Annotated in this window: 16 protein-coding genes and 1 tRNA gene; 8 read left to right on the top strand and 9 right to left on the bottom strand. The window is 43.9% G+C overall.

The features are described 5' to 3' along the window. Positions 1-11: 11 nt before the first annotated feature. Positions 12-1,538, top strand: a complete 1,527-nt coding sequence (locus AC5EF3_RS09500) for a sensor histidine kinase (protein ID WP_493547872.1) — start codon at positions 12-14, stop codon at positions 1,536-1,538. A 19-nt stretch (positions 1,539-1,557) separates the two neighbouring features. On the opposite strand, the gene ggt is transcribed toward AC5EF3_RS09500, so the two are convergent. Next, a complete protein-coding gene (ggt, locus tag AC5EF3_RS09495) occupies positions 1,558-3,399 on the bottom strand; it encodes a gamma-glutamyltransferase (protein WP_493547871.1) in 1,842 nt (613 codons plus the stop codon). Between the two features lie 117 nt (positions 3,400-3,516). On the opposite strand from ggt, the gene AC5EF3_RS09490 reads away from it, so the two are divergent. Both AC5EF3_RS09490 and AC5EF3_RS09485 read left to right on the top strand, forming a co-directional pair. Then, entirely contained in the window at positions 3,517-4,551 is a 1,035-nt protein-coding gene (locus AC5EF3_RS09490; protein WP_493547870.1) for a P1 family peptidase, read from the top strand. A gap of 97 nt (positions 4,552-4,648) precedes the next feature. Next, positions 4,649-4,725, top strand: a tRNA-Arg gene (locus AC5EF3_RS09485). A 367-nt stretch (positions 4,726-5,092) separates the two neighbouring features. Here the strand turns inward: AC5EF3_RS09485 and AC5EF3_RS09480 are convergent. Continuing rightward, a complete protein-coding gene (locus AC5EF3_RS09480; protein WP_015826733.1) occupies positions 5,093-7,096 on the bottom strand; it encodes an alpha/beta hydrolase family protein in 2,004 nt (667 codons plus the stop codon). 441 nt (positions 7,097-7,537) lie between these two features. Here AC5EF3_RS09480 and AC5EF3_RS09475 point away from each other — a divergent pair, with 441 nt between their 5' ends. Next, positions 7,538-10,498, top strand: coding sequence for a TonB-dependent receptor domain-containing protein (locus AC5EF3_RS09475; RefSeq protein ID WP_493547869.1), 2,961 nt, complete (start codon positions 7,538-7,540; stop codon positions 10,496-10,498). A gap of 330 nt (positions 10,499-10,828) precedes the next feature. Here the strand turns inward: AC5EF3_RS09475 and AC5EF3_RS09470 are convergent, their stop codons facing one another. After that, positions 10,829-11,209, bottom strand: coding sequence for a response regulator (locus AC5EF3_RS09470; RefSeq protein WP_015826735.1), 381 nt, complete (start codon positions 11,207-11,209; stop codon positions 10,829-10,831). Positions 11,210-11,247: 38 nt separating this feature from the next. Continuing rightward, positions 11,248-12,762: a CHASE domain-containing protein gene (locus tag AC5EF3_RS09465; RefSeq protein ID WP_493547878.1), complete on the bottom strand. Its 1,515-nt coding sequence runs from the start codon at positions 12,760-12,762 to the stop codon at positions 11,248-11,250. Between the two features lie 503 nt (positions 12,763-13,265). On the opposite strand from AC5EF3_RS09465, the gene AC5EF3_RS09460 reads away from it, so the two are divergent. After that, positions 13,266-14,327 (top strand): sensor histidine kinase, encoded by a 1,062-nt coding sequence (locus tag AC5EF3_RS09460; RefSeq protein WP_493547868.1) that lies wholly within the window; start codon positions 13,266-13,268, stop codon positions 14,325-14,327. An 80-nt stretch (positions 14,328-14,407) separates the two neighbouring features. Here AC5EF3_RS09460 and AC5EF3_RS09455 read toward each other — a convergent pair whose 3' ends face one another. After that, positions 14,408-14,797, bottom strand: coding sequence for a YbaN family protein (locus AC5EF3_RS09455; protein WP_015826738.1), 390 nt, complete (start codon positions 14,795-14,797; stop codon positions 14,408-14,410). A 187-nt stretch (positions 14,798-14,984) separates the two neighbouring features. On the opposite strand from AC5EF3_RS09455, the gene leuC reads away from it, so the two are divergent. Then, complete coding sequence (gene leuC / locus AC5EF3_RS09450) at positions 14,985-16,385, top strand: 3-isopropylmalate dehydratase large subunit (protein WP_493547867.1); 1,401 nt, start codon at positions 14,985-14,987, stop codon at positions 16,383-16,385. A gap of 72 nt (positions 16,386-16,457) precedes the next feature. On the opposite strand, the gene AC5EF3_RS09445 is transcribed toward leuC, so the two are convergent. Continuing rightward, positions 16,458-16,847, bottom strand: coding sequence for a hypothetical protein (locus tag AC5EF3_RS09445; RefSeq protein WP_493547866.1), 390 nt, complete (start codon positions 16,845-16,847; stop codon positions 16,458-16,460). A 121-nt stretch (positions 16,848-16,968) separates the two neighbouring features. Then, positions 16,969-17,526, bottom strand: coding sequence for a D-glycero-alpha-D-manno-heptose-1,7-bisphosphate 7-phosphatase (locus AC5EF3_RS09440; RefSeq protein WP_493547865.1), 558 nt, complete (start codon positions 17,524-17,526; stop codon positions 16,969-16,971). A gap of 84 nt (positions 17,527-17,610) precedes the next feature. Here AC5EF3_RS09440 and purU point away from each other — a divergent pair, with 84 nt between their 5' ends. Beyond that, complete coding sequence (gene purU, locus AC5EF3_RS09435) at positions 17,611-18,480, top strand: formyltetrahydrofolate deformylase (RefSeq protein WP_015826741.1); 870 nt, start codon at positions 17,611-17,613, stop codon at positions 18,478-18,480. 153 nt (positions 18,481-18,633) lie between these two features. After that, positions 18,634-18,915: a hypothetical protein gene (locus tag AC5EF3_RS09430; RefSeq protein ID WP_015826742.1), complete on the top strand. Its 282-nt coding sequence runs from the start codon at positions 18,634-18,636 to the stop codon at positions 18,913-18,915. 58 nt (positions 18,916-18,973) lie between these two features. Here AC5EF3_RS09430 and AC5EF3_RS09425 read toward each other — a convergent pair whose 3' ends face one another. Next, positions 18,974-20,257: a TCR/Tet family MFS transporter gene (locus tag AC5EF3_RS09425; RefSeq protein ID WP_493547864.1), complete on the bottom strand. Its 1,284-nt coding sequence runs from the start codon at positions 20,255-20,257 to the stop codon at positions 18,974-18,976. A 200-nt stretch (positions 20,258-20,457) separates the two neighbouring features. Continuing rightward, positions 20,458-21,924 (bottom strand): sulfotransferase family protein, encoded by a 1,467-nt coding sequence (locus tag AC5EF3_RS09420; RefSeq protein ID WP_493547863.1) that lies wholly within the window; start codon positions 21,922-21,924, stop codon positions 20,458-20,460. Positions 21,925-22,122 lie beyond the last annotated feature (198 nt).

Genomic DNA, 22,122 nt, shown 5'->3' with positions numbered 1-22,122 from the left:
AATGGGGATGAGTGAAAGAGGAATTTTCTTCTAAGGAAACAAGTAAAAACTTGTTGTCTCTGGACGGAAATCACCCAGCAGGGGCTGGCGTGCACAAGAGTGGTGTAGAAAATCACAAGAAGAATCGCTTTTTTAAGCTACCCAAATTTGAAACTGGATTACCGGCAAGACTACTGAGTCTTACCGTTGTGTTTGTACTGTTGGCAGAATTTCTGATTTTTCTGCCTTCAGTGTCAAAGTTTAGGAATGATTGGTTCGATGAAAGAGTGCAGGCTGCAGAAATAGCAGCAATTGCACTAGAGGCTGCACCTAACCGTCAAGTTTCACAGGGATTGAGTGAGCGCTTGTTATTTGAAACCCAATTGCTAGCAGTGGCAATGGGGGATGAGGATATGTGGGAGCTGGTCTTTAGCCCGCAAATGCCTATCGATTCGATACCTGTACCGATGGATTTGCGCGAAGAGCGCGGTTGGGATTCTTTCTTTCGCACTATAGAACATGCAACAGCAAAAGAGGGCCGCATCCTGCGCATTTTATCATCAACGGACAGTGGTAGTGATGATAAATACATTGATATTATTGTGCCTGAAGCTGCTTTGCGCAGCGATTTATTGGAATATGCTTACAATATTTTGCTATTGTCTCTGCTTGTTTCAGGGCTAACGGGGGCATTTATTTCATGGTCACTATATCGCTTAGTGGTAAAGCCTATGATGCGAATTACTAATGCTGTTGCCGATTTCGGCGAAGCGCCTGAACGTCTGGCAGCTTTTAAACCATCAGGACGTCAGGATGAGATTGGTAAAGCAGAAAACGCATTGATTGATATGCAGAGTGCTGTTTCTAATTCCTTCCGACAAACAAAACGTTTAGCGGAACTAGGAGAAGCGGTTGCTAAAATCACCCATGATCTACGCAATTCATTGGCTGTTGCTCGGCTAGCTTCCGATAGCTTAAGGCGTTCAGAAGATCCGCGTGTTCAATCCGTGGCCCCAAGGTTGGAGAGAGCGATTGAACGTGCCATCGGCCTTGCTGAGTCAACATTATTGTATGGGAAGTCTGACACGCCTAAGGCCAAAATGGCGTCGATTGAAATTCGAAATATCGTTGAAGAAGCTTTTCTTGAAGGTATATCTGCGTTTGCTGAAATTGATTGGCTAAATGATGTAGATGAAGACATATCTGCATATGCTGATCCAGATATGTTGCATCGTCTATTATCAAATTTAGTGAGAAATGCAGGCCAAGCTATTTCTGATCACAATATCGAAGCAGGGCTAGTCCGTATTGCTGCGACTGTTGAGAAAGGGTGGATGCATATCATTGTTGAAGATAATGGGCCAGGTGTGCCTGCTCACGTCAGGGACAAACTCTTCCTTCCTTTTTCTATCTCTGAAAATAAAGGAGGCACAGGGCTAGGGCTTGCGATCACACGTGAGTTAGCCCTTGCAATGGGAGGAGACGTATACCTAAACCATGATTATGAGCATGGCGCTGCATTTGTTGTGAAACTGCAGCGAACAGACCCAAATATCTGATAACAAAATTAAATTTTCATTATTCTCTATTATCAATAGTTGCGACAATTCCTTCACGTCGGTTATCTGCAGCGCCTTCAAAATGATCTCCGCGAGCAACAATCGTGTGAATACCAGAGTTTTCACCTTCTCGCTCGCGTACGTTATATCCGGCGTCTTTCAAGGTCGTCGCAGCATTTTGACCGTCAGGAACTCCAATCTCAACATTCACGCTATCGCCTCTAGCTATGATGTTGGGTAGATTAGCTGCTGCTTGAGCATCCATTTGCCAATCAAGCACTCCTAGCAATGATTTAGCAGTATAAGCGATGATTGAGTTTCCGCCGGGGGAACCAGTGACCATGAAGAGATCATCGTTTGCGTCAAATACGATAGTTGGTGACATAGACGAACGTGGGCGTTTATTCGGGGCGGGTGCATTGGCGACTAGCTTACCATTTATGCGAGGCGTGCGGGCAAAATCTGTGAGCTCATTATTGAGCACAAAACCACCTTCTTCGACCCAGATAGAAGAGCCGAATGGGCTTTCTACCGTTGCTGTCATTGAAACAGCGTTGCCATAGATATCAACGATGGAAAGATGCGTTGTGCCGGGTTTGTCATCGCTGGTGTCACGGCCCCACATGTCTATTATTGGTTTGTTGTGCAATATCGCTCCGGGATCGCCAGCTGTTGGGGATTGTGAGGCTGAAAATCGGTCATTCGCGCGAGCATCAAGATATTTGGGGTTGATCAAATCTTCTGATGGCACTGTAACGAAATCTGTATCGGCAACATAGTGATCACGGTCAGCATAAGCGAGGCGTTGTGCATCAACAAAAGCTTTTAAATGTGTATCCGATGGAAAGCTATTTGAATGATCAGATGTTGAAAAATCCATACCTTCAGTAAAGCGCTCATATAAGCCGAGGATCATGGGTTGTGTAATACCGCCCGATGAAGGTGGCGGTGCGGAACATATTTTGTAGGTTTTATATGGGCCGCAGAGTGCATTGCGTTCAACAGCCTCGTAAGCGCGGATATCTTTAGCGGTAAGTGCACCAGGAATTTCAGCGGATTTTACTGCTTTTTCAATTGCGTCAGATAATGGGCCTTCATAAAACCAGTCCGCGCCCTTGGTCGCAATATTCTTCATCAGTTCAGCATAGGCTGGATTTGTGCGATTATAGCCCACTTCTAAAGGGGAGTTGTCAGGGTAAAAATAAGCAGCACTTGATGTATTGTCATCAAGGTTCATTGCGCCGCGTAGGCGTTCATTGGAAAGCAGTCCATTGAGGCGGGGGGAAACTGGAAAGCCGTCACTTGCAAGCTTTTCAGCTGCGCCAAACAAGCTGCTCCATTCAACGATCCCAAAATCTTCATAAGCTTGGCCATAGGTGCGTACGATTGAAGGGACACCAACACTTCTGCCGCTTTGCCATGCTGTGACGTAATCCATCGGTTCACCAGCATCATTGAAGAACAAGTTTTCATCAATGGCGGCAGGCGCAGTCTCGCGTCCATCATACATGCGTGTCGTGCCGCTATTGCGATCATATACCATCATGAAGCCACCACCGCCTATTCCTGAGCTTTGAGGCTCAACAAGTCCTAGCACAGCATGGGCAGCTATAGCTGCATCAACAGCATGGCCACCACGTTTCAATACGGCTTCAGCGGCTTTAACGGCATGCGGATTTGCTGCAGTTGCCATTGCTTGACCTGATAGTCGCCAGTTTGACTCTGTAGCGAGTGCATTTGCTTCTCTAGAGATTACCTGTTCGTCGCCGGCATTTTTTGAATCCGAATGGGGTTCATTGATCTGGCAGGCCACAAGCGCTGTCAAAAAACTGGCTGTCATCAAAACGTGTTTAAAGCGCATATTGATCGATGTCCCTTAATGTCATTAGTTCGGTTGATCTATTCATGATTGGTATATCAGGATAGATATTTGATCTCTATCCAGAATTCTATGACTTTAGATAAGTACAGGCACCCTATGACTACAACATGCGTCGGCGCGAAAAATTTAATTACTGATGTGCCTGGAATAAAAGTGGGTAATTCACACGATGAAAAGGTACTCACAGGAAGCACGGTTATCTTACCTGATGAGCGCGCTGTTTGTGCTGCTGCAATTGCGGGCGGCGGCCCCGGTACACGAGAGACGGATGCTTTAGGGGCTGACAAACTGGTAGATGCTGTTGATGCTGTCGTTCTTTCTGGTGGTTCTGTTTATGGACTGGCTGCTGCAGATGGTGTTGTAGCAGCTCTCGGCGCTAAGGGAGAGGGGTTCGGATTGATGGACTTACCCAATGTACCAAAATCTCCTGTCGTCCCGTCAGCTATCTTGTATGACCTTGCGAATGGCGGCGATAAGCAATGGGGGGAAGATACGCCCTATAGAGCGTTGGGGCGTGCCGCTTATATTGACGCATTAAATGCAAAAGATGGACACGCCATTGGGCGAGCTGGTGCGGGGTTTGGAGCCCGTGCAGGCAATGAGCGTGGGGGATTGGGATCTGCCAGTGTAGTAACGCTGGATGGAATGACGATTGGAGCACTTGTTGGCGTAAACTGTTTTGGTGCAACACGTATGCCGGGGTGTGATGCTTTTTGGGCCTTCCCATACGAAATTAAAAATGAGTTTGGCGGTATGCGGCCTCCTGCTGATTTCTCTCTTGATCCCGATGATTGGGGGGGGGCGAAGATAAATCCCTTAGCAATGCAATCGACTTCTACAGATAGAGAGAATACAACAATTGCCTGTGTTGCAACCGACGTGGCGTTGACACCAGCACAAGCCAAGCGGGTGGCTCAAATGGCATTGTCAGGATTATCACGAGCGATACGTCCGGTTTTTGCACCATTTGACGGGGATGTGGTATTTGTTATGTCGACAGCAAAACAAGCATTGCCTGAGCCTCATCCATTGGTCCTCGCTCGACTCGGTGAGCTTGCGGCCGGGACTTTAGCGCGCGCAGTTGCACGCGGCGTATTTGAAGCGAATAAATCTATTAAAAAACAGAGCTAGATGAAGTTTTTTGACTCTATAGCGATCTTTTTGAAATTTTTACTTGCATCCTTGGGGAGGTAACGATAGAAACCGCCTCTCAGACGAGATGATGAATGGTTTGGTAGCTCAGTTGGATAGAGCACTTGACTACGAATCAAGGGGTCGGGGGTTCGAATCCTCCCCAGACCACCATCTCATCTCGTCTGACTAATTTTTCAGAAAATTGAACAAATAAAGTAAGTAGACCTTCAAGCTTGTAAAGACAATGTGCACGCATCCTTTGAAGCAGCTATCAGCCATGAAACTAGCGCCGTTTATTTCTAATGCATGGCTGTAATCATTCAATACATCGGTTGAAGTCAGAACTAAGTCTATGCGATTTGCATAATAGAAGTCTTTATCTGAAATTCCAAATCAAATGGTCGCTTATATCCGGTATTGCTTCTATCCCTAAATTCACGACTGTGGGGAAGGAAGAATGATATAAATTGCTGGATCATTCCCTGAGCTTAAAATGAAAAGGGCTTGGTTTGATGCCAAGCCCTTTTCGTAGGTTTTTTTAGTTGCTAAAACAGCGGTTGTCCAAGAAATCATCAATTGCATTAAAGCTGGTATTGAAGTTTTCAGGCCACCAAGGATTGCTGTGTGGCATGTCTTTCACAACAACCAATTCAGCATCCACTTTGTCTTTTACTTTGTTGTAAAAATCAGTTGAGTGGAAAAGTGGCACACGCACATCGCGATCACCGTGGAAAATCAGTATTGGAATGTTTGCTTTATCTGTGTTCTCTATCGGGTCCATGCCTGTCACAGTGTGGCCTTGAATAGCACGCTGGATGCGGTCATTGCTCCAAAGTGCGCCTACTCGTTCTAAATTGGCAACACCTGCACCCGCAATGGCACATTGATAAGGGCTATTCTCACGAACAGTTGCTGCAAATGCTGCAAAGCCTCCGTATGAATATCCCATCATGACGAGTTTATTTGGATCGGCAATGCCTTCTTGAACAAGCCAAGCAGCTCCATCGTCTTTATCATCCTGCATTTTCTGCCCCCACTCATTGTCACCTGCTAACCAAAGACTGTGGCCCCAGCCCCGAGAACCGCGATATTGAGGTTTAAGAACTGCGTAACCACGAGATGTAAAAAAGTGCACCCATGTGTCGCCGCCGCCGGAGGATTGTGCATAATCACGCGCCCAAGGCCCCCCGTGTGGCATAATAACTGTTGGAACCGGGCCATCACCGTTTTTCCAACCTGGAGGTTTTGCTAGAAATGCAGGAATCTTCATTCCATCACGAGCATTGTAATAAACAAGTTCAGTTGGTCCGATGTCCTGAGGTAAAATCCATGGACGTGAGGCTCCAATGAGTTCCGGTACCTTACGATCGCGTAGCAAATAATAAGTTGCCGTGTCGACTGTGCTACCGGTTATAAAGAGGACTTTGGAAAAGTCTTCTGTATATTCTCTGATAGTGATCGTTTTGCCTGGAAATGCTGATTTTAATCCTTCGTGAATAGCATAAAGATCCTCATCAACATAGTAAACTTCCTCATCCGCGGCATCATAGAAGACAGCTAACAGTTTGTTGAAGTTATTAGGTTTCCGGCCAAGTGATATGCCTGTGACAGAGAAATCAGGGTGCGCAAAAAGTGGTTGATCATCAAACTTTTTAGCTTTTGCGTCATACATGTAAAGCGCAGATTTATCGCTGAACTGATCAGTCACAACATAATATTTACCTGATGTTTCATCTTTTCCAACAACATCAATTGTATTGCGTTTTGAGGATGTCCAAGTTAGTTGGCTGTGCTCTTCAAACTCACCTGCATCATTAACAATGAGAGTGGTGAAATAATATTCTCCATCTGCTAGATTATCTAGACGCTGTTTGGTCAACAATTCGCCTGTTCGAGTATCTATCAATCCGAGGCTATCAGTGGCGTTTTCGCGAAAAATAAGCTTATAAGAATCCTTTTTCAAATCATAAACGAGGTATTCGGTAAATTCCCACTCTTTACTTACGCGGCTTACGACAACTCTAGTATCATCCAGCGGTAGATCCGCAACGATGCCACCAACGTCAGACACTTTCGCGCAAGTTTCTAAGATCCCATTTCCAGTCTTAACTGGCTCAAAAGGCTCATCAAACTTTTTCATTTTGATGTCTGTCATATAAGTTTTTTGAATGAAGGTTTTAGTCGCGCCTGTGGATTTTCCTTCGATACATCCATACATCGCGCCAGTCCAAGCTTGGTTGGCACGAACAAGAATTTTACCCGCCTTAAATGCGGATGCACCGATGAATTTCATCTTGTCATTGGATGGCGTAAATGTTGGCGCTGATCCTGGTTTTGTGAGATCCCAAACAGCGACACCGCGGTCTGTTCCGTCGTTTCCGGGAGGGGTCATAAGGCCCACAAGAAATTTCCCATCAGGGGACATGTCCAGCGAAGACATGGCTGGGTATCGCCCTAAATCCTCGACAGGAATTTGCGCGTTTGCACCCCATGTTATTGATATCGCCGCAAACGCAAAAGCCATAGACTTTAATAATTTCATTCTTCACCTCAGAAACGTTTTATGGAATGCAACCAGAATATTACATGCAGCTTGTGGGTTGTGTTTTATAGCAACCGCAAGTGTAGTTTTTAAACTCCAAAATCTTACATGCGTAAAATTTCAGACAGACTCATTCCATATAATTTTAGAAATATCAAATATGACATTCGTAGAGATTAGTCGATATCTATCGTGATATCGGCTCGTAGCGCTTAAAATTTGCATAATTTGTAGCTAATTAGTCACATTTTCTAGCAAATGACATGAATCTAAGCTTTTTTTGTTCCTCTCTAAGTTTTTACACCTTGGCAAATTAAATTTGAAATGCGAACTTTGTGGCAGTTCTGTGTCATTGGGGCATTCTTTGACATAAAATCCTGGGAAACTAATCCCAAACATTCATCAATAATATATATTGATTAACATGGGTCTTTAACTTAAATGAAGAAATTACTTAAAGCGAAGACGTCGCTATTACTCTCCGGAGTAGCCGCGAGTACTTTGTTGTTTACTTCAGCTTACGCTCAAGAAACTGAAACGACTACCGCACCTGACGCTGTCGAAGCGCCAGCGGCTGAAGATACAAAACGTATGGATCGTGTTGTTGTAACTGGTTCGTTACTTCGCCGCGATGAATTCACATCAACATCTCCTATTCAGGTAATCACAGCGGAAGTCGCGACTCTGGAAGGTTTGGTTGATACAGCTGAAATTATTCAGGGTTCATCAGTTGCAGCCGGTTCCGTTCAATTAAATAACCAATTTGGAGGGTTTGTTGTTGAGGGTGGTACAGGTATTAACTCTGTGTCTCTTAGGGGCCTTGGTGCAAACCGTTCACTTGTTCTTCTAAACGGACGTCGTCCAGGACCTGCGGGTACTCGTGGTCAGGTCGGTTCATTTGACTTGAACGTGCTACCTAGCTCTGTCATCACGCGTGTTGATATCCTGAAAGATGGTGCTTCTTCAATCTATGGTTCTGATGCTGTTGCAGGTGTTGTAAACGTCATAACAAGAACATCGATTGATCGCCCTGAAGTAACAGTTCAGTATAATCAGCCTGTAGAAGGTGGTGGTGAATCTCTGGTAATTGATGGAGCTTACGGTTTAAACTTTGATAAAGGTAACATCGTTCTAGCGGCTCAATACACCAAGCGTAAAGATCTCTCAATCGGAGACCGTGACTATCTTTCTTGTCCAAATGACAATGTTTATGACGCCACAACTGGTGAAAATATTGATCGTGAAGACCGTTCTATCCAAGCTGGTACAAATCTATCATGTTCCAGTGGAAACGTTTATCACAACACAATCATCGATCTCTTTACCGGAGACCGTTACATACCATCCCCAGATGGTGTAACTATCGGTGGTCTAGAAGGTTATCGTCCACGTGCAAACGGTCGTTATGATGACGCTGGTGGTGTGGCTTTTTACGAAGATGTGATCAATAGTGAATATGCTCTAACTGAAGACGCATACAACGCTATGGATTTGTTGACATTATACGGGTCATCCAACTTCGAGTTTGATGTTCTTGGCGGCATCACATGGGATACAGAACTATTATATAGCTCGCGTAAAACAAAGTCTGAAGGCTGGCGTCAATTCTTCCCAATCATTGCGGATGCATCTCTTGCAGGTTCCGGTTACGGATATTTAAACGCTGATGGCACAGACAGTGATTTCACAAACCCACTTGGCTCCCTCGTTCAGCCAGTGGCGATTGCGCCGTCAAATAGTGAAATTAATGTCGACTATTACAACTTAGCGACAGGTGTTGATGGTACTTTTGGTGGTTTGTTACCTGATTGGACTTGGTCCCTTGATGCTGTGACATCCAAATCAAAAGGTACATATGGCGGAAACCAGATCTTGGTTTCTAAATCAGGTGACTGGAATTACAATTATGGTATAGAAGGGCCTGGATACTCTTTCGCACCAACTTATGACCTGTTTACACCAGAAGCATTAAGCGGCGCTGACATGTCATGGTATGATGCAATTTCCAGCTATGAAGAGGGTGAGACAACTTATGAGCAATCCTTGTTCACAGCGGTTGCTTCTGGTCCTATTTTCGAATTACCAGCTGGTGAGGTCGGTCTAGCTGTTGGTTTTGAAGCGCGGGAATTCTCGATTGATGACCAACCATCCGAAGCTTCAATCAATGGAGACCTTTGGGGTTCAAGTTCCGCGCTTGTAACCAAGGGTGAAGATGATGTGGTTGAATATTTTGCAGAGCTAGAAGTACCTATCTTAAAAGGTGTTCCTGGATTTGAAGAATTGTCATTCAATGGTTCAGCACGTACATTTAACTATGCTTCTTACGGCACAGGTGATGTATGGAAGGCTGGATTGAACTGGCAGGTTATCCCGTCAGTACGTTTCCGTGGTTCTAAAGGTACATCATACCGTGCACCAGCACTTTATGAGCTATACCTTGGTAGCCAAACGTCCTTCCTATCTCAATCTTCAATTGACCCTTGTATCGATTGGGGTAACTCAACAAATGCCAACATTCGCACAAACTGTGCGGCAGATGGTATTCCAGATGACTATAATGGTGCAGCGTCAAGTGCCACAATCACATCAGGTGGTGGAGCTGGTAACCTCAAAGCTGAGACTTCTGAGTCAGAAACTATAGGTGTTATTTTTACGCCAACATTTGCTGACCTTTCTATTGCGATTGATTACTTCTCAATTGAAGTGAATGATCAGGTGAGTAGCTTGGGTGCAGGTGCGATTCTTGGAGGATGTTACGGAGCTAACAACTTCCCGAACGCTTTCTGTGATCTGTTTACGCGTACAAATGATCCAGCAAACGCACTTGCTCACCACGGTGTGGCAACGGTTACGGATAGTTTCTTGAACGTGAACCAACAGAAAACGTCTGGTTTTGACTATACAATTCGTTACAATCACGACTTTGATTTCGGTAGTATGGTTTTTGAACTTCAAGCAACACAAACAACTGAAGATATCGCGCTATTGTTCGATTCTGATGCTGAATCTGGGTTCGATACAGATGATTTCTCAGGAACAATTGGTGACCCAGAATGGGTTGGTAATGGACGCGTAAGTATTGAACGTGGTGACTGGACTTACTCTTGGTTGTTTGACTACATTCACGAAACTAGCAACGCAATTTATGCAGATGAGTTCTCAACTTACTTTGGTCGCGCTGCTCGTTACATCGTGGATGCAGATTCAACATTAACTCATGATTTATCAGTACGTTACCAAAATGACGACTGGAGCATTGTGGGTGGTTTCTTGAACGTTTTCGATGAAGATCCTCCATACATCTCAACAGGTGTTGCTACACGTCGCGGTAACATTCCATTGTCAGGTGGTTATGACCTTCGTGGACGTACAGCATTCGTGACTGTAAACCGCAAATTCTAAACAAGACCTCCGTTTAGAGTATTAAAAGAAAAGGCTGCCCATTTTGTGGGTAGCCTTTTTTCTTGGTGTTGAGAAAAGGAAAGCAGTTTTAGAAAGGGGGGGGGACGTGCTTTGGACAACAGAAATTTGGTGTTGTTTTGAGAAGAGAGTGTCACGATTTCGTATGAAATTTGAAGCTTGAAATATCGAGAATGAGCGGTTCATCTCCGCAAACATTGTCATATTTGTGCTGAATATTTTGGGTCAAAATGTGCTGATGGTGCTGCAATACTGGTAAAGTATTGTGTTTTGTATTCCGTTGTGATGAGCAATGTCTTGAGAAGAAAACGGTTACGAAAAGTTTTCTAATGCCAGCATTTTCAAATCGTCTTCATCAAGCGGCTTCGTAAAGAAGTGTTTTACACAATCGTATGCAGTCGCTTTTTCGATATCAATTTTTTGATCAGACGAAGTCAACATAATAACCACCGATGTTTGATCGGTTCTTTGATTATAGATTTCAAGAAATTCGTGCCCGTTCATTTCAGGCATGTTGATATCAAGAAATATTATGTCCGGCTGAACATCTAAACTATCTAAAATCTCTAGAGCTTCTCTACCATTATATGCTGTTTGGATTTCAATATTTTTGTCATGTTTTTTTATGACAAGTTCCGAGAGAAACAAATCAGCATTGGAATCGTCAACTATTAGAACGCGCTCTATTTTCATTTTATCAATGCTAGCAAGACAGTGTGGTAGAATAGAGGTTATTTGAGCGGTATTTTCAGTTTAAAGCAAGTATTATTATGGGTGTCACAGTATTCGATAGTTCCCCCCATTAATGCGGCGCTTTTTTCTATCATGTACAATCCAAGGCCAGAGCCGAAAGACACATTGCCATGAAAGCGTTGGAACATTTGAAAGAGTTGGGATTTCTTATGTTCGGGAATTCCAATGCCGTTATCGATAACTTCAAGTTTGAACATGGCGTCATTATTCGATGTTAAAATTTTGATGAATGAAGATTTATTATTTGTATCTTGGTATTTGATTGCATTTGAAATTAGATTTTCTGCAATAAGATTAAATCGAGATTCTTTTGTTCGAAGTTCTGCAGTGTGCGTTAATTCAATTTGAAAATCGACCCGTTCGAAATTTTCCAAATGCGCAACTTGCTCGATAGATCGCTTTATTAATTTTTCAACGTCTATAAGGCGATTTTCTTCGGCCTGATGTTTTGTTTTGGTGAGTGATAAAATATCTCGTACCAGATTTTCGAGCTTCGTAAGAGATTGTTCCACATGAGAAAGGCTTACATCGGCGGTATCTAAATCTCCGCTGTGCATTGAGCTTTTTGCGATTTCAATTAGTCGAATGGACGAAATTAAAGGTGAGCGCAAATCATGGGAGGATCTATAAGCAAATTCTTCCAGTTCTAAATTTGCAGTTTTTAATTCTGTTGTCCGTGACTGCACCAATTTTTCAACAATTTCGCGCTGTTTAGAATGTCGAGCAATCGAAATTGCGCTAAAAATTGCAAAGCCTGACCCCAAGAAGAAGATCAGCCAAGGCTCTACACTTTTGATTTCATCAATGGAGTGTTTTGTTGGTGTGAGGGAAATTTCCCAAGAACGATTTAGGAAATCTACGACATAAGTTGATTTGAACGCGTCATAAGTTTCTTCATCTTGATTTATGGCGGTATAAATAGGGGAAGCTTTTCCACTTTCGGTGATGTCGCGAATTGAAATAGCTGTATCTGCGTGCAAGTCTGCAAACACTTCTTCAAATAAATTTTCAATATTGACCGCAAGTGTTGTTACACCCGCAATTGGAGAAGATTCATCAACAATGTTTTCGGCAACTGCATAAAAAATCAAAACGCCTGAGCTTATTTTTTCTCGCGTGGGCATTTTAATTTGTTCTGATACCGTCGGGATCCCTTGTTCGGTGGCCGCCTGCACGGCAAGGGCGAGATGGTTTCTACTTAAAAAATCCACACCCAACATATTTTTATTGTGCGGTGCCAATGGCTCTAGATAAAGGATTGGAAAATAAAATGGTTTTTCAGGAGAGATGTCGGTCGGAACCCCATATAGAGTTTCTCTGATGACATAGTCATCATAGCCTTCATCTCGAACAAATTGTTCAAAATTTTGTCGCTCATCCTCGGAAATTTTGGGTGCCCATATAAGCGCTTCAATGAAGGAATGACGTTCAATTAGCTTTTTCGCAAACGTATCAAACTCAGCTCTGTCGACCTGTTGAGATGATAAGAACATACTGTTTAACGCCGTAAGCATATCAACACTAATGTGTATGTTATCATTAATCTCATGAACGGTGAGTTCAAATCGTTTCTGAGAAAAGTCACTTGCTTTTAAGAGGTTCTGCTTTCGAAAGTGTAACCCAGTCCATGAAGCAGCCAAGATGCCGATGGCAGCAATCATCAAAGGGAAGGTTAGCGCTCCGTGTAAACGGAGGCTTTTATTGAAAAACCTAACCACAGACGACTGGTCATTCTTTCCCATCAAGTGCTCCAGTCACCTATAATTCAAGCTAAATCGTGAATTTAAGAATCAAAATTAACTATACCTATAAGCAAGAAACAGAAAAGCAAAATTAAAATGCATCTGTTAATTGTATTTGGACGAAGTCGAGACTCAGAATAGAGTGCTTTTTTTGTTGCTGGCGCAATGGGTATGTAGAGAAATCTTATAAAACACAGCGTTTTGAAATGGATATAGTGATCACTTATTGATCGTATACAATGTCGGGGTATGAGTTGAAACAAATCTATAATTTATGGCTCATTATGCTTCCTCAAAAAAATGTTGAGGTAGTAGAACAGCTCTCAGCATCGAGCTTTGATCCCTTAAAAGATGCTATTGTTATTTGTGAACCAAAATCGGCTGGTTGTTTGAGTGATGTGTCTAGGTTACTCGCAACTAAATTCGATTGGCCTGTCAAAAGTATCAAAAATGGCGATCCAGTCTGCTCAAAAGGGGTGTTTCAGCTAGAGGAAGAATTCGATTTTTCTTCTGACAAGATGATAATGATATCGACAATGGTGTTGCCAGATCAATCGCCACATATCGTTGTTGACGATAATCAGGTTCGTTTGGGGATGAATAAAGACTTGGTAACTGAACAAGAGGCATCTTTATTTAGTTCTGATGAGATGTCCAAGATTGCATGTGCATTGTCGCATGATGTTCGGGCACCTGTTCGCCATATCACCCAATTTGCAAAATTAGCGACAGAAGTAGACGAGATACCTGAAGAGGTTTTGGAATATCTAAATATTATCAGTTCAAGTGGCCGGAATATGAATGAGCAGCTTGAGGCATTGGTGAAGTATATTCGGTTAAATTTGCAAGCATCAGAATTGAAGGCAATTGACTTGTCGCTATGTTTAGAAAAGGTGAAATCGCGCCTTAAAAATACAATATCGGCAGACGATTTAAATATACAACTGCATTGCGCTGAACAGGTATGGAGCGATCCTGAATTGCTAAGTGAAGTCCTCTACCAGCTCATAGATAACTCCATAAAATTCAGCAAAGATAAAGCTTTATTGGAAGTGAAGATTTTTGGAAAAAAGGAGGGCGATAATTTGGTGATTGAGTATCAAGATAATAGCGCTGGATTTTCGTATTTACCCTCTGATGCTTATTCAAGCGTATTTCAAAAACTACATTCCAAGGAAGGTTTTCGAGGGGCTGGTATTGGATTGAGTTTATGCCGTAAAATTATGCATGGATTAAAGGGGACGTTTGTCATTGATGATTCAGGCGAACCTGGCGTGAAAATCACATTGCAGCTTCCGGCTGGCCCTGCGGTTTAGAAGCAAACCCAAAATTATCGTTCTTATTGCTCATGTCAGACTATTTGCATGATTTTCAGGTGAGGGCTGGCTTATTTTGTTTAGGTTTCTGCTGACGATTTGGGGCCGCTGGGGCGGCTCCATATGAATAATCCAACAAGAGGAAGTATAATTATTTGCGCGATGATGACTGGGTTTGGAGCGTGAAATAAATAGGCGGTTCCAAGGGTCGCAGCCATCATAATGCTTGCAATTATTTTTGCTTTTAGTGGGATGGCACCATGTTCATTCCAGTCACGAATGGGGGGGCCTAAATGCTTGTGATTGATGAGCCAAGAATGCAATCGTTCAGAGCCGCGTGAGAAACAAAAAGCTGCAATCAAAAGAAACACTGTATGTGGCAATAGAGGTAGAATAATTCCTGCGACGCCAAGCGCTAAAGCAACGAAGCCGCAAATCATCCATAAGAAGCGTTTTGCGCTCTGTGTCATATCAAGAAGTTGGCTTCCATTATGGTCGTTTTTAAAATACGCATTGAATCAGAAATGGCTCTTATAGGCATATAGTGCGCCTATTGTGAGAATGCATCAATGCAAAAGATTTGCAATCGCATTTGATTTTTGAAATTCAGCTCATGTGCTGCTTGCATCACGTGATTTGAAGCGGCATATAAGCGCCATGACACACAAAACTCTTTATGACAAAATTTGGGATGCTCACCTAACGCATGAAAATGCACAGACAGGTGAAGCGCTTTTATTCATTGATTTGCACTTGATACATGAAGTGACAACGCCGCAGGCTTTTGCTGGCCTGAAAGCTGCTGGACGCAAAGTACGACGTCCAGATCTTACGCTGGCAACGGCAGATCATAATACACCCACTGAAAATCAGGCAGCTGGTCTGGATGGTGTGAAGGATATTCAAGCCAAGACTCAGCTTGAAATGCTATCTGCTAATGTCAAAGAACACGGCATTGAATTTTACCCGATGGGACACATCAATAACGGCATTGTGCACGTGGTTGGTCCTGAACAAGGGCGTACGCAGCCGGGAATGACGATTGTATGTGGAGACAGCCACACGTCGACGCATGGTGCTTTTGGAGCGCTTGCGCATGGTATTGGGACGTCTGAAGTCGAGCATGTGCTAGCAACGCAGACTTTGCGTGCCCGCAAAATGAAAAATATGGCTGTTAAAGTCAGTGGTAAATTTCAAGAAGGTGTGGGTGCCAAAGACCTTGCTTTGCACTTAATTTCGATCATTGGAACAGCTGGTGGTACGGGATGTGTGATGGAATTTATGGGAGAAACTATCGAGAATATGTCGATGGAGTCTCGTATGACTTTGTGCAATCTGTCGATTGAGGGTGGTGCGCGTGCGGGTTTGGTTGCGCCTGACCAAACGACATTTGATTATATTCAAGGACGTCCATCTGCGCCCAAAGCCGGACAATGGGAAGCGGCGCTTTCTTATTGGAAAACATTGTTTTCAGATAAAGATGCCAATTGGGATGAGATTGTTGAAATTCGCGCTGAAGATGTGGGCCCGACTGCTACTTGGGGAACATCACCCGAGCAGGCTTTGCCACTAAGCGCAAATGCGCCAATTCCGTCTGAGATTGCTGATCCGATCAAACGTTCCGCTGCTGAACGCGCGTTGGAATATATGGGCATAAAAGCTGGCGAACCACTTAAAGACCTGAAAATTGATCGCGTCTTTATCGGGTCTTGTACTAACTCGCGGATAGAAGATTTTCGTGCAGCTGCGGAAGTTGTTAAGGGCAAAAAAGTTGCGACAGGTGTACGCGCAATGGCGGTGCCGGGATCAGGGCTTGTCCGCGCACAAGCTGAAGAAGAAGGTTTGCATGAAATTTTTCTTGAAGCCGGATTTGAATGGCGTGAACCGGGGTGTTCCATGTGTTTGGGGATGAACCCAGATACACTCGCTCCACAGGAGCGGTGTGCTTCGACATCCAACCGTAATTTTGAAGGCCGTCAGGGGCGTGGCGGACGTACGCATCTTGTTAGCCCAATACTTGCCGCGAAAGCAGCTATTGCAGGCGTGTTGGGTGGTTAGAAATTGAACTTTTAAAGTATGTTTTAAACGGGGAGCGCTATTTCAGTGCTCCCCGTTTTGTATGGGTAATGTCTATTTGAACGCTAGGAATGTGTCTTGAGAGCGCAAGGAAAACAAAAGTAACATTGCACCAATAGTTGGAAGTGCAGCCATGAAGAGAATGTTGAAATTTTCAGTGCCAGGAATGAGAAATGGCAAAGTCATTATTGTTCCAAAAGTATGTAATGCCAAAACGAGTGCATAGCTTATGTGCTTCTTAAAGCCTGTAACGAATGCCAAAAGAAGAATGATCCACAACACACCAACGCCCATGTTTGCAATGTCGGGAAGTGAAGAGACTTTGTAGTATTTCGAAGCTATATTTTTTGCTGCTTCGGCATTTGTAAAACGGAGCATCACCCATGGTAGAAGAAAAAGCGTGATGAGTACTCTAGTGATAAAAAGAGCATATTTAGCGGGCATTGGCGCGACCTTGTTTGACTTCAATTGAGAAGTTTTATCTGCAAATTGGTCGTTTTAGGCAAAACACTTGATTTCACATCACAGTGAGAAATTACGTGTAAGATGTGAACCCTGAACCCTATCAGCTGGCGGCATCAAAAACTTTCTGGATGTTTTCGTCTTTGATTGTTTGAACAAATTCGAGCAAGTTATCTGCCTTAAACAGATAGCTTTTGATGCCTGCACCTTGGGCGGCGGTTATGTCTGTAGGCTTATCACCAATCAGGAATGAGGCTTCTTCAATTGTTGGGAAGTCTTCCATAGCTTTTAGCAACATGCCGGAAGCTGGTTTGCGATCTTCACTCTCGATGCAATAGCGCGTGACGCTGCCGCGAATATCATAAGGGCAGTAATAGATACGGTCTATTGAGGCTTTGTGCTTGGATAATTGAGATTGCATATATGCATGGACGCGGAACATGTCTTCTTCGGTATAATGTCCATGCGCGATACCTGTCTGATTGGTGACGACGAAAACACGCCAGTTTGCTTTGTTAAAAGCGGCTATTGTGTCGATTGCGCCAGGTATAAACTCAAAGCCATCAGGTGTGTCGACATAGCCTTTGTCGACATTTATGACACCATCTCTATCAAGAAAGAGAGCAGGGCGTTTAGGCGATGAATATTCTCGTTTATTCACGTGTATTAAAATCTCTTGCTTGCACAATGCTGGTGCGATGGCTATTTGCACACTGATGCATTTTATAAGGACGACTTACAAGCCATGAATTCTATTCCTGACAATGACAGCTTCATTCTTCGCCTATCATGTAAGGATTCAATCGGGCTTGTGTCTGAAGTGGCGCGTTTTTTATCAGATCGACGGTTGTTTATCACCGAAAGTGCAAACTTTGGAGATCCAGCGACTGGTCTGTTTTTCTATCGTGTCAAATTCATTCCTGAAAGCAACGCGTTTTCGCGGTCAAATTTCAGTTCGGAATTCGAACCTGTTGCCAAAAAATGGGGTATGGATTGGGAATTGAGAGATGCGAAAGTTAAACCCAATGTGGTGATATTGGTCTCCAAGGGAGATCATTGTTTAAACGACTTATTGTATCGACACCGCACCGGTGCTCTCAATATCAATATTTCAGCAATTATATCCAATCACCTGACATGTGGTTGGTTAGCGGAAAGGCATGATGTGCCTTATTACCATGTGCCGGTGAACAAGGATAACAAGCCGCAAGCTGAAGAGCGTATGCTGGATGTGATTGAGGATGTGAAGGCAGACCTTGTTGTATTGGCGAGGTATATGCAGGTCTTATCAGATGATATGTGCCGTAAACTAGAGGGAAGATGTATCAATATACATCACTCCTTCTTGCCATCGTTTAAGGGAGCAAAACCTTATCATCAGGCCTTTGATCGCGGTGTAAAGCTGGTGGGAGCGACAGCGCATTATGTGACGCCGGATTTGGATGAAGGTCCGATTATCTCTCAGGCGGTTGAACCTGCTGACCATCGATTAACAGCTGAAGATATGGCTGCATTAGGCCGTGATACAGAAGCGCGCGTGCTAGCGCGTGCTGTTAAACTCCACACTGAGGGGCGTATTTTTAGCAATCAAAACAAGACGGTCGTTTTCGGCTAGGTGTTTCAACTGCATCAAGCTTTTGCGCAAATGCTTTGATTATGTTTGAGTGTTATAAATTGGGCTTGAAGAAGTATTTGCTTTGCGAATATCTTCTGAAGATGATTTGTTCTTTGTCAAAAATATAGAAATGCATGTGATAGGGGTTTGATTATGCAAGATTTATTTCCACTGCTGTTAAATGGAGTCGGAGGTGCTGTGCTTGGCCCGATTCTTATGAAGCTTGTCGGCGGCAAAGGGAATTTAGGCACGATTATGGGGCTTATCGGCGGTGTTGCAGGCGGCGTTGGAGCCGGGCAATTATCAGAGATGGTCAATCTGGATCTTGCATCCATTATGGGCGGCGGAGACATGATGCGTATGCTTGCTAACCTTATTGAAGGCGGCGTAGGTGGAGGCATTCTAGGCGTTTTGGCTGGTAAAATCGCCAAATAGTCTCGACACAAAATTTAAAGAAAAAGCAACGCGCTGAGCATTGGTTCAGCGCGTTTTTTTATGGAATTTGCTGTGTTTCTTGTTCAAGTGGCGTGGCGAGAACTGCTTTGGCATCATCTATTTTCTTGGCATCGGCATGTTTTAAACCGATCCAGATAAAGGGTGCGGCACATAAAGCGAGTACTGCTGCCAATATGAAAGGCGCACCTATGAATTGTATGGGCGCATCTTCTGCTGAAAAGCTAGATAACACCTGAGTCATCATGATAGGGGCGATAATCTGAGCAAGGGCTTGTAGACTACTTTGTGCCCCTTGAAGTTCGCCTTGTGCATTTTTGGCTGTTTGTGAAGAAGTGATTGCATTTAAGGCTGGCATGGTTAAACCACCCAACGCAGAAAACGGGATGATCATATAGACGATCCAAGGCAATCCGGCGAAAGCAAATCCAATATAACAAAGGATTGAGACGCTGAGGCCTAGCCACACTGTGTTTGCCGAGCCAAAGCGTTTGATAACTATGCCTATCAAACCGCCTTGTACGATGGCGGCAGTTAATCCCATTATACTGAGTGAAATCCCAATTTCTTTGGCTGTCCAATTATATCGGATTTCGCCGTGGAATGACCAAATAGCTGGGTAGACATTATGTGCCAAAGAAAACAAGCCGACAGCTAGCAATAGCCACGCGATATGGGGGAGTTTCACAAAGTGTTTGAATGCACCAAAAGGATTGGCCCGGGCTAGATCAAATGAGCGTCTGTTTTCGGGATCTAAAGATTCCGGTAGCACAAACAAGCCATATAAAAATGAGATGAAAGAAAGCGCTGCTGCAGCAAAGAAAGGGGCACGCATGTGTATGTCCCCCAAAATACCGCCCAATGCAGGTCCGATGATGAAGCCAAGGCCAAACATTGCCCCAATCATTCCAAATGCTTTGCCGCGATTTTCTGGCTCTGTTACGTCGGCAATATAAGCATTGGCTGTTGAAAAGGTCGCTCCAGATATTCCAGATAAGACGCGCCCGATAAATAGCATCCAGATGGACGAAGCTAATCCGCTAATTAGAAAATTCACGCCCAGCATAGCAACAGAAATCAGGATGACAGGCCGACGACCAAAGCGATCTGATATGCCGCCTAGCAATGGTCCAAATATGAAATTCATAAGTGCGTAGACAGCGATGATTGGTCCGGCCCAAGCGACAGCTTCTACGTTTTCTAAACCAGTGAGTTCGGAAATAAGTTGCGGCATAACCGGCATCACAAGTCCAAAGCCGATCATGTCCATTAACACGACAATCAAGACAAAGAAAAACGCATTTTTACCGTGTTTTTTAGACATCTACGCGGACGACTTTCTGTAATAATTTCTATGGAAGCTTAATGGATATGGATGTTCTTGATCGTGAAACAACCATAGGCATGAGTCTTTCAAAATTTAACCCGCCATATTCATAAAATAGGCGGGTTAAATAGAAGTTCACTATCGCTCTAATCTGAGTTCAAGCTGATTGTGTTGTCTGTCTTGCATAATAAAACGGACTAGGCTTTGGCTGCTGCATATGCAGTTTTAAATGCCGACATGTATTGCGCGTTGGCAGCGCCTTTTCCAATGGCATCGGTGTAGATTGGTTTGCTAATCCCAACAATACTGGAGCTGACAATTGGATTGTTTGGCACAGCATGTGTGGGTTGAATTTCAGCTGAAGCGTCTAATCCGCAATGTGCGTAAATGCGTGCACGTTCTGCTTCTGGATTTGCGACCAAATCTTCATAATTTACAATGAGGAGTGCATCGCCAAGGGAAGGTGCGATTGCTTCGAAGAGCTTTTCTTCTTGTGCGAAGTGTTCACCAAGGTTTTCTTGATTAAAGGACCATCTACCACCATTGGCAAAACATGTTTTGAATTGTGAATACGCAGTGTCTTCAATGTTGCGGCGGATCCAGATGAGAGGTGCTTTTGGCATTGCGTGGTGAATGATTGGGGCAAGACGTGCTTGCGCCAATGTGCGGTCGACAATACGGCCTTCAGCACCAAAGCGTGATTTGATCATGTGGTAATATGCTGCCGCCATATCGCGCCACGGGTTTTCGTATTTTGACTGAAGTTGAAGCAATTCTTCGGATGATACGCCTTTAAGTGTCGCGGCGGCCAATGAGAATAATCCGGTGGAATCGCCGCCAGCGACATCTGGATGTCCCACGAGCATACGCTGGATAAGGGTTCCGCCTGAACGTAGGTTTCCAAATACGAAAATTGCACGATTGGATGTGTCGGGACTTGGTTTCAATTGCGCGAAGGTGTTTTGACGAATGGAGGCGAGGATGTCGTCTACATTTTTACGGTTATTCTCTTTGTCATATGGTGCTGCTTTGTTCATCAAATTCGCACCAACATTTAATACATGCCATGCTTGTTCTGTTTCGCCTAAATCACGCATCATTTTGGAGAGTGCGTAAAGATAGATACCTTGGTTTGTTTGTGAGGTTGAACCTATCGTGCTTTGAAGTTTTAGTAGATCTTTTACGATAGGATCATCGGGCGTGAAGTTGTGTATTGTCGCTAATTCTAGCCAGTGAATGGCCGATTTAGGCTGAATGAAAATCGCTTTTTTAAGGCTTTCTTCCGCTTCAGCAAATTGTCCCTGCTGAGCTTGCAATGTGCCCAAAATATTCCAGCCGGGTGCAAAGTCCTTTGCTGTTTTTACGACACGGTGCGCCATTTTTATTGCGTTTGGATAGTCTCCAACATCAGCAAGAAGTGTCGCAGCTTTAAGCGCAGTATTGGAGCTTGAATCACCTGCAACTGCATGGGTTGCATAAAAGCGAGTTGTCGCTGTTTCACCTATGGTTGCAGCTAATTGTGCAAGGCCGAGGCGGTGAACAGTTTCCTCTGGTAGATCTTTGGCTTGCTCCGTGAGAAGGCGGGCTGCTTTGTTGCGATTATTGTTCTCAAGCGCCTCTTGAATTTCTTTCAATTTGGCAGGCAATAAAGTCTCGGTTTCCATATCTTCTCTACGTTTTTTAGTATCGCATAGGTTTTCCTATGCCGGGACAAACTCAACTTAAACTATACTATGGCCGTAAAAATCTATCCTTCATACTTAATATGAAGGCTTTTAACCATTCTCAGGACTCTTCTAATCACTTCTACGCGATTGTTGAACGTCCTAATTGGAGATTTTTTCAGTTTTCCGTAGTTCTAG

It is taken from the genome of Hirschia sp. (genome assembly GCF_058892565.1).
The sequence above is the reverse complement of the archived record's forward strand: the minus strand, read 5'-3'. Positions and strand labels throughout refer to the sequence as shown.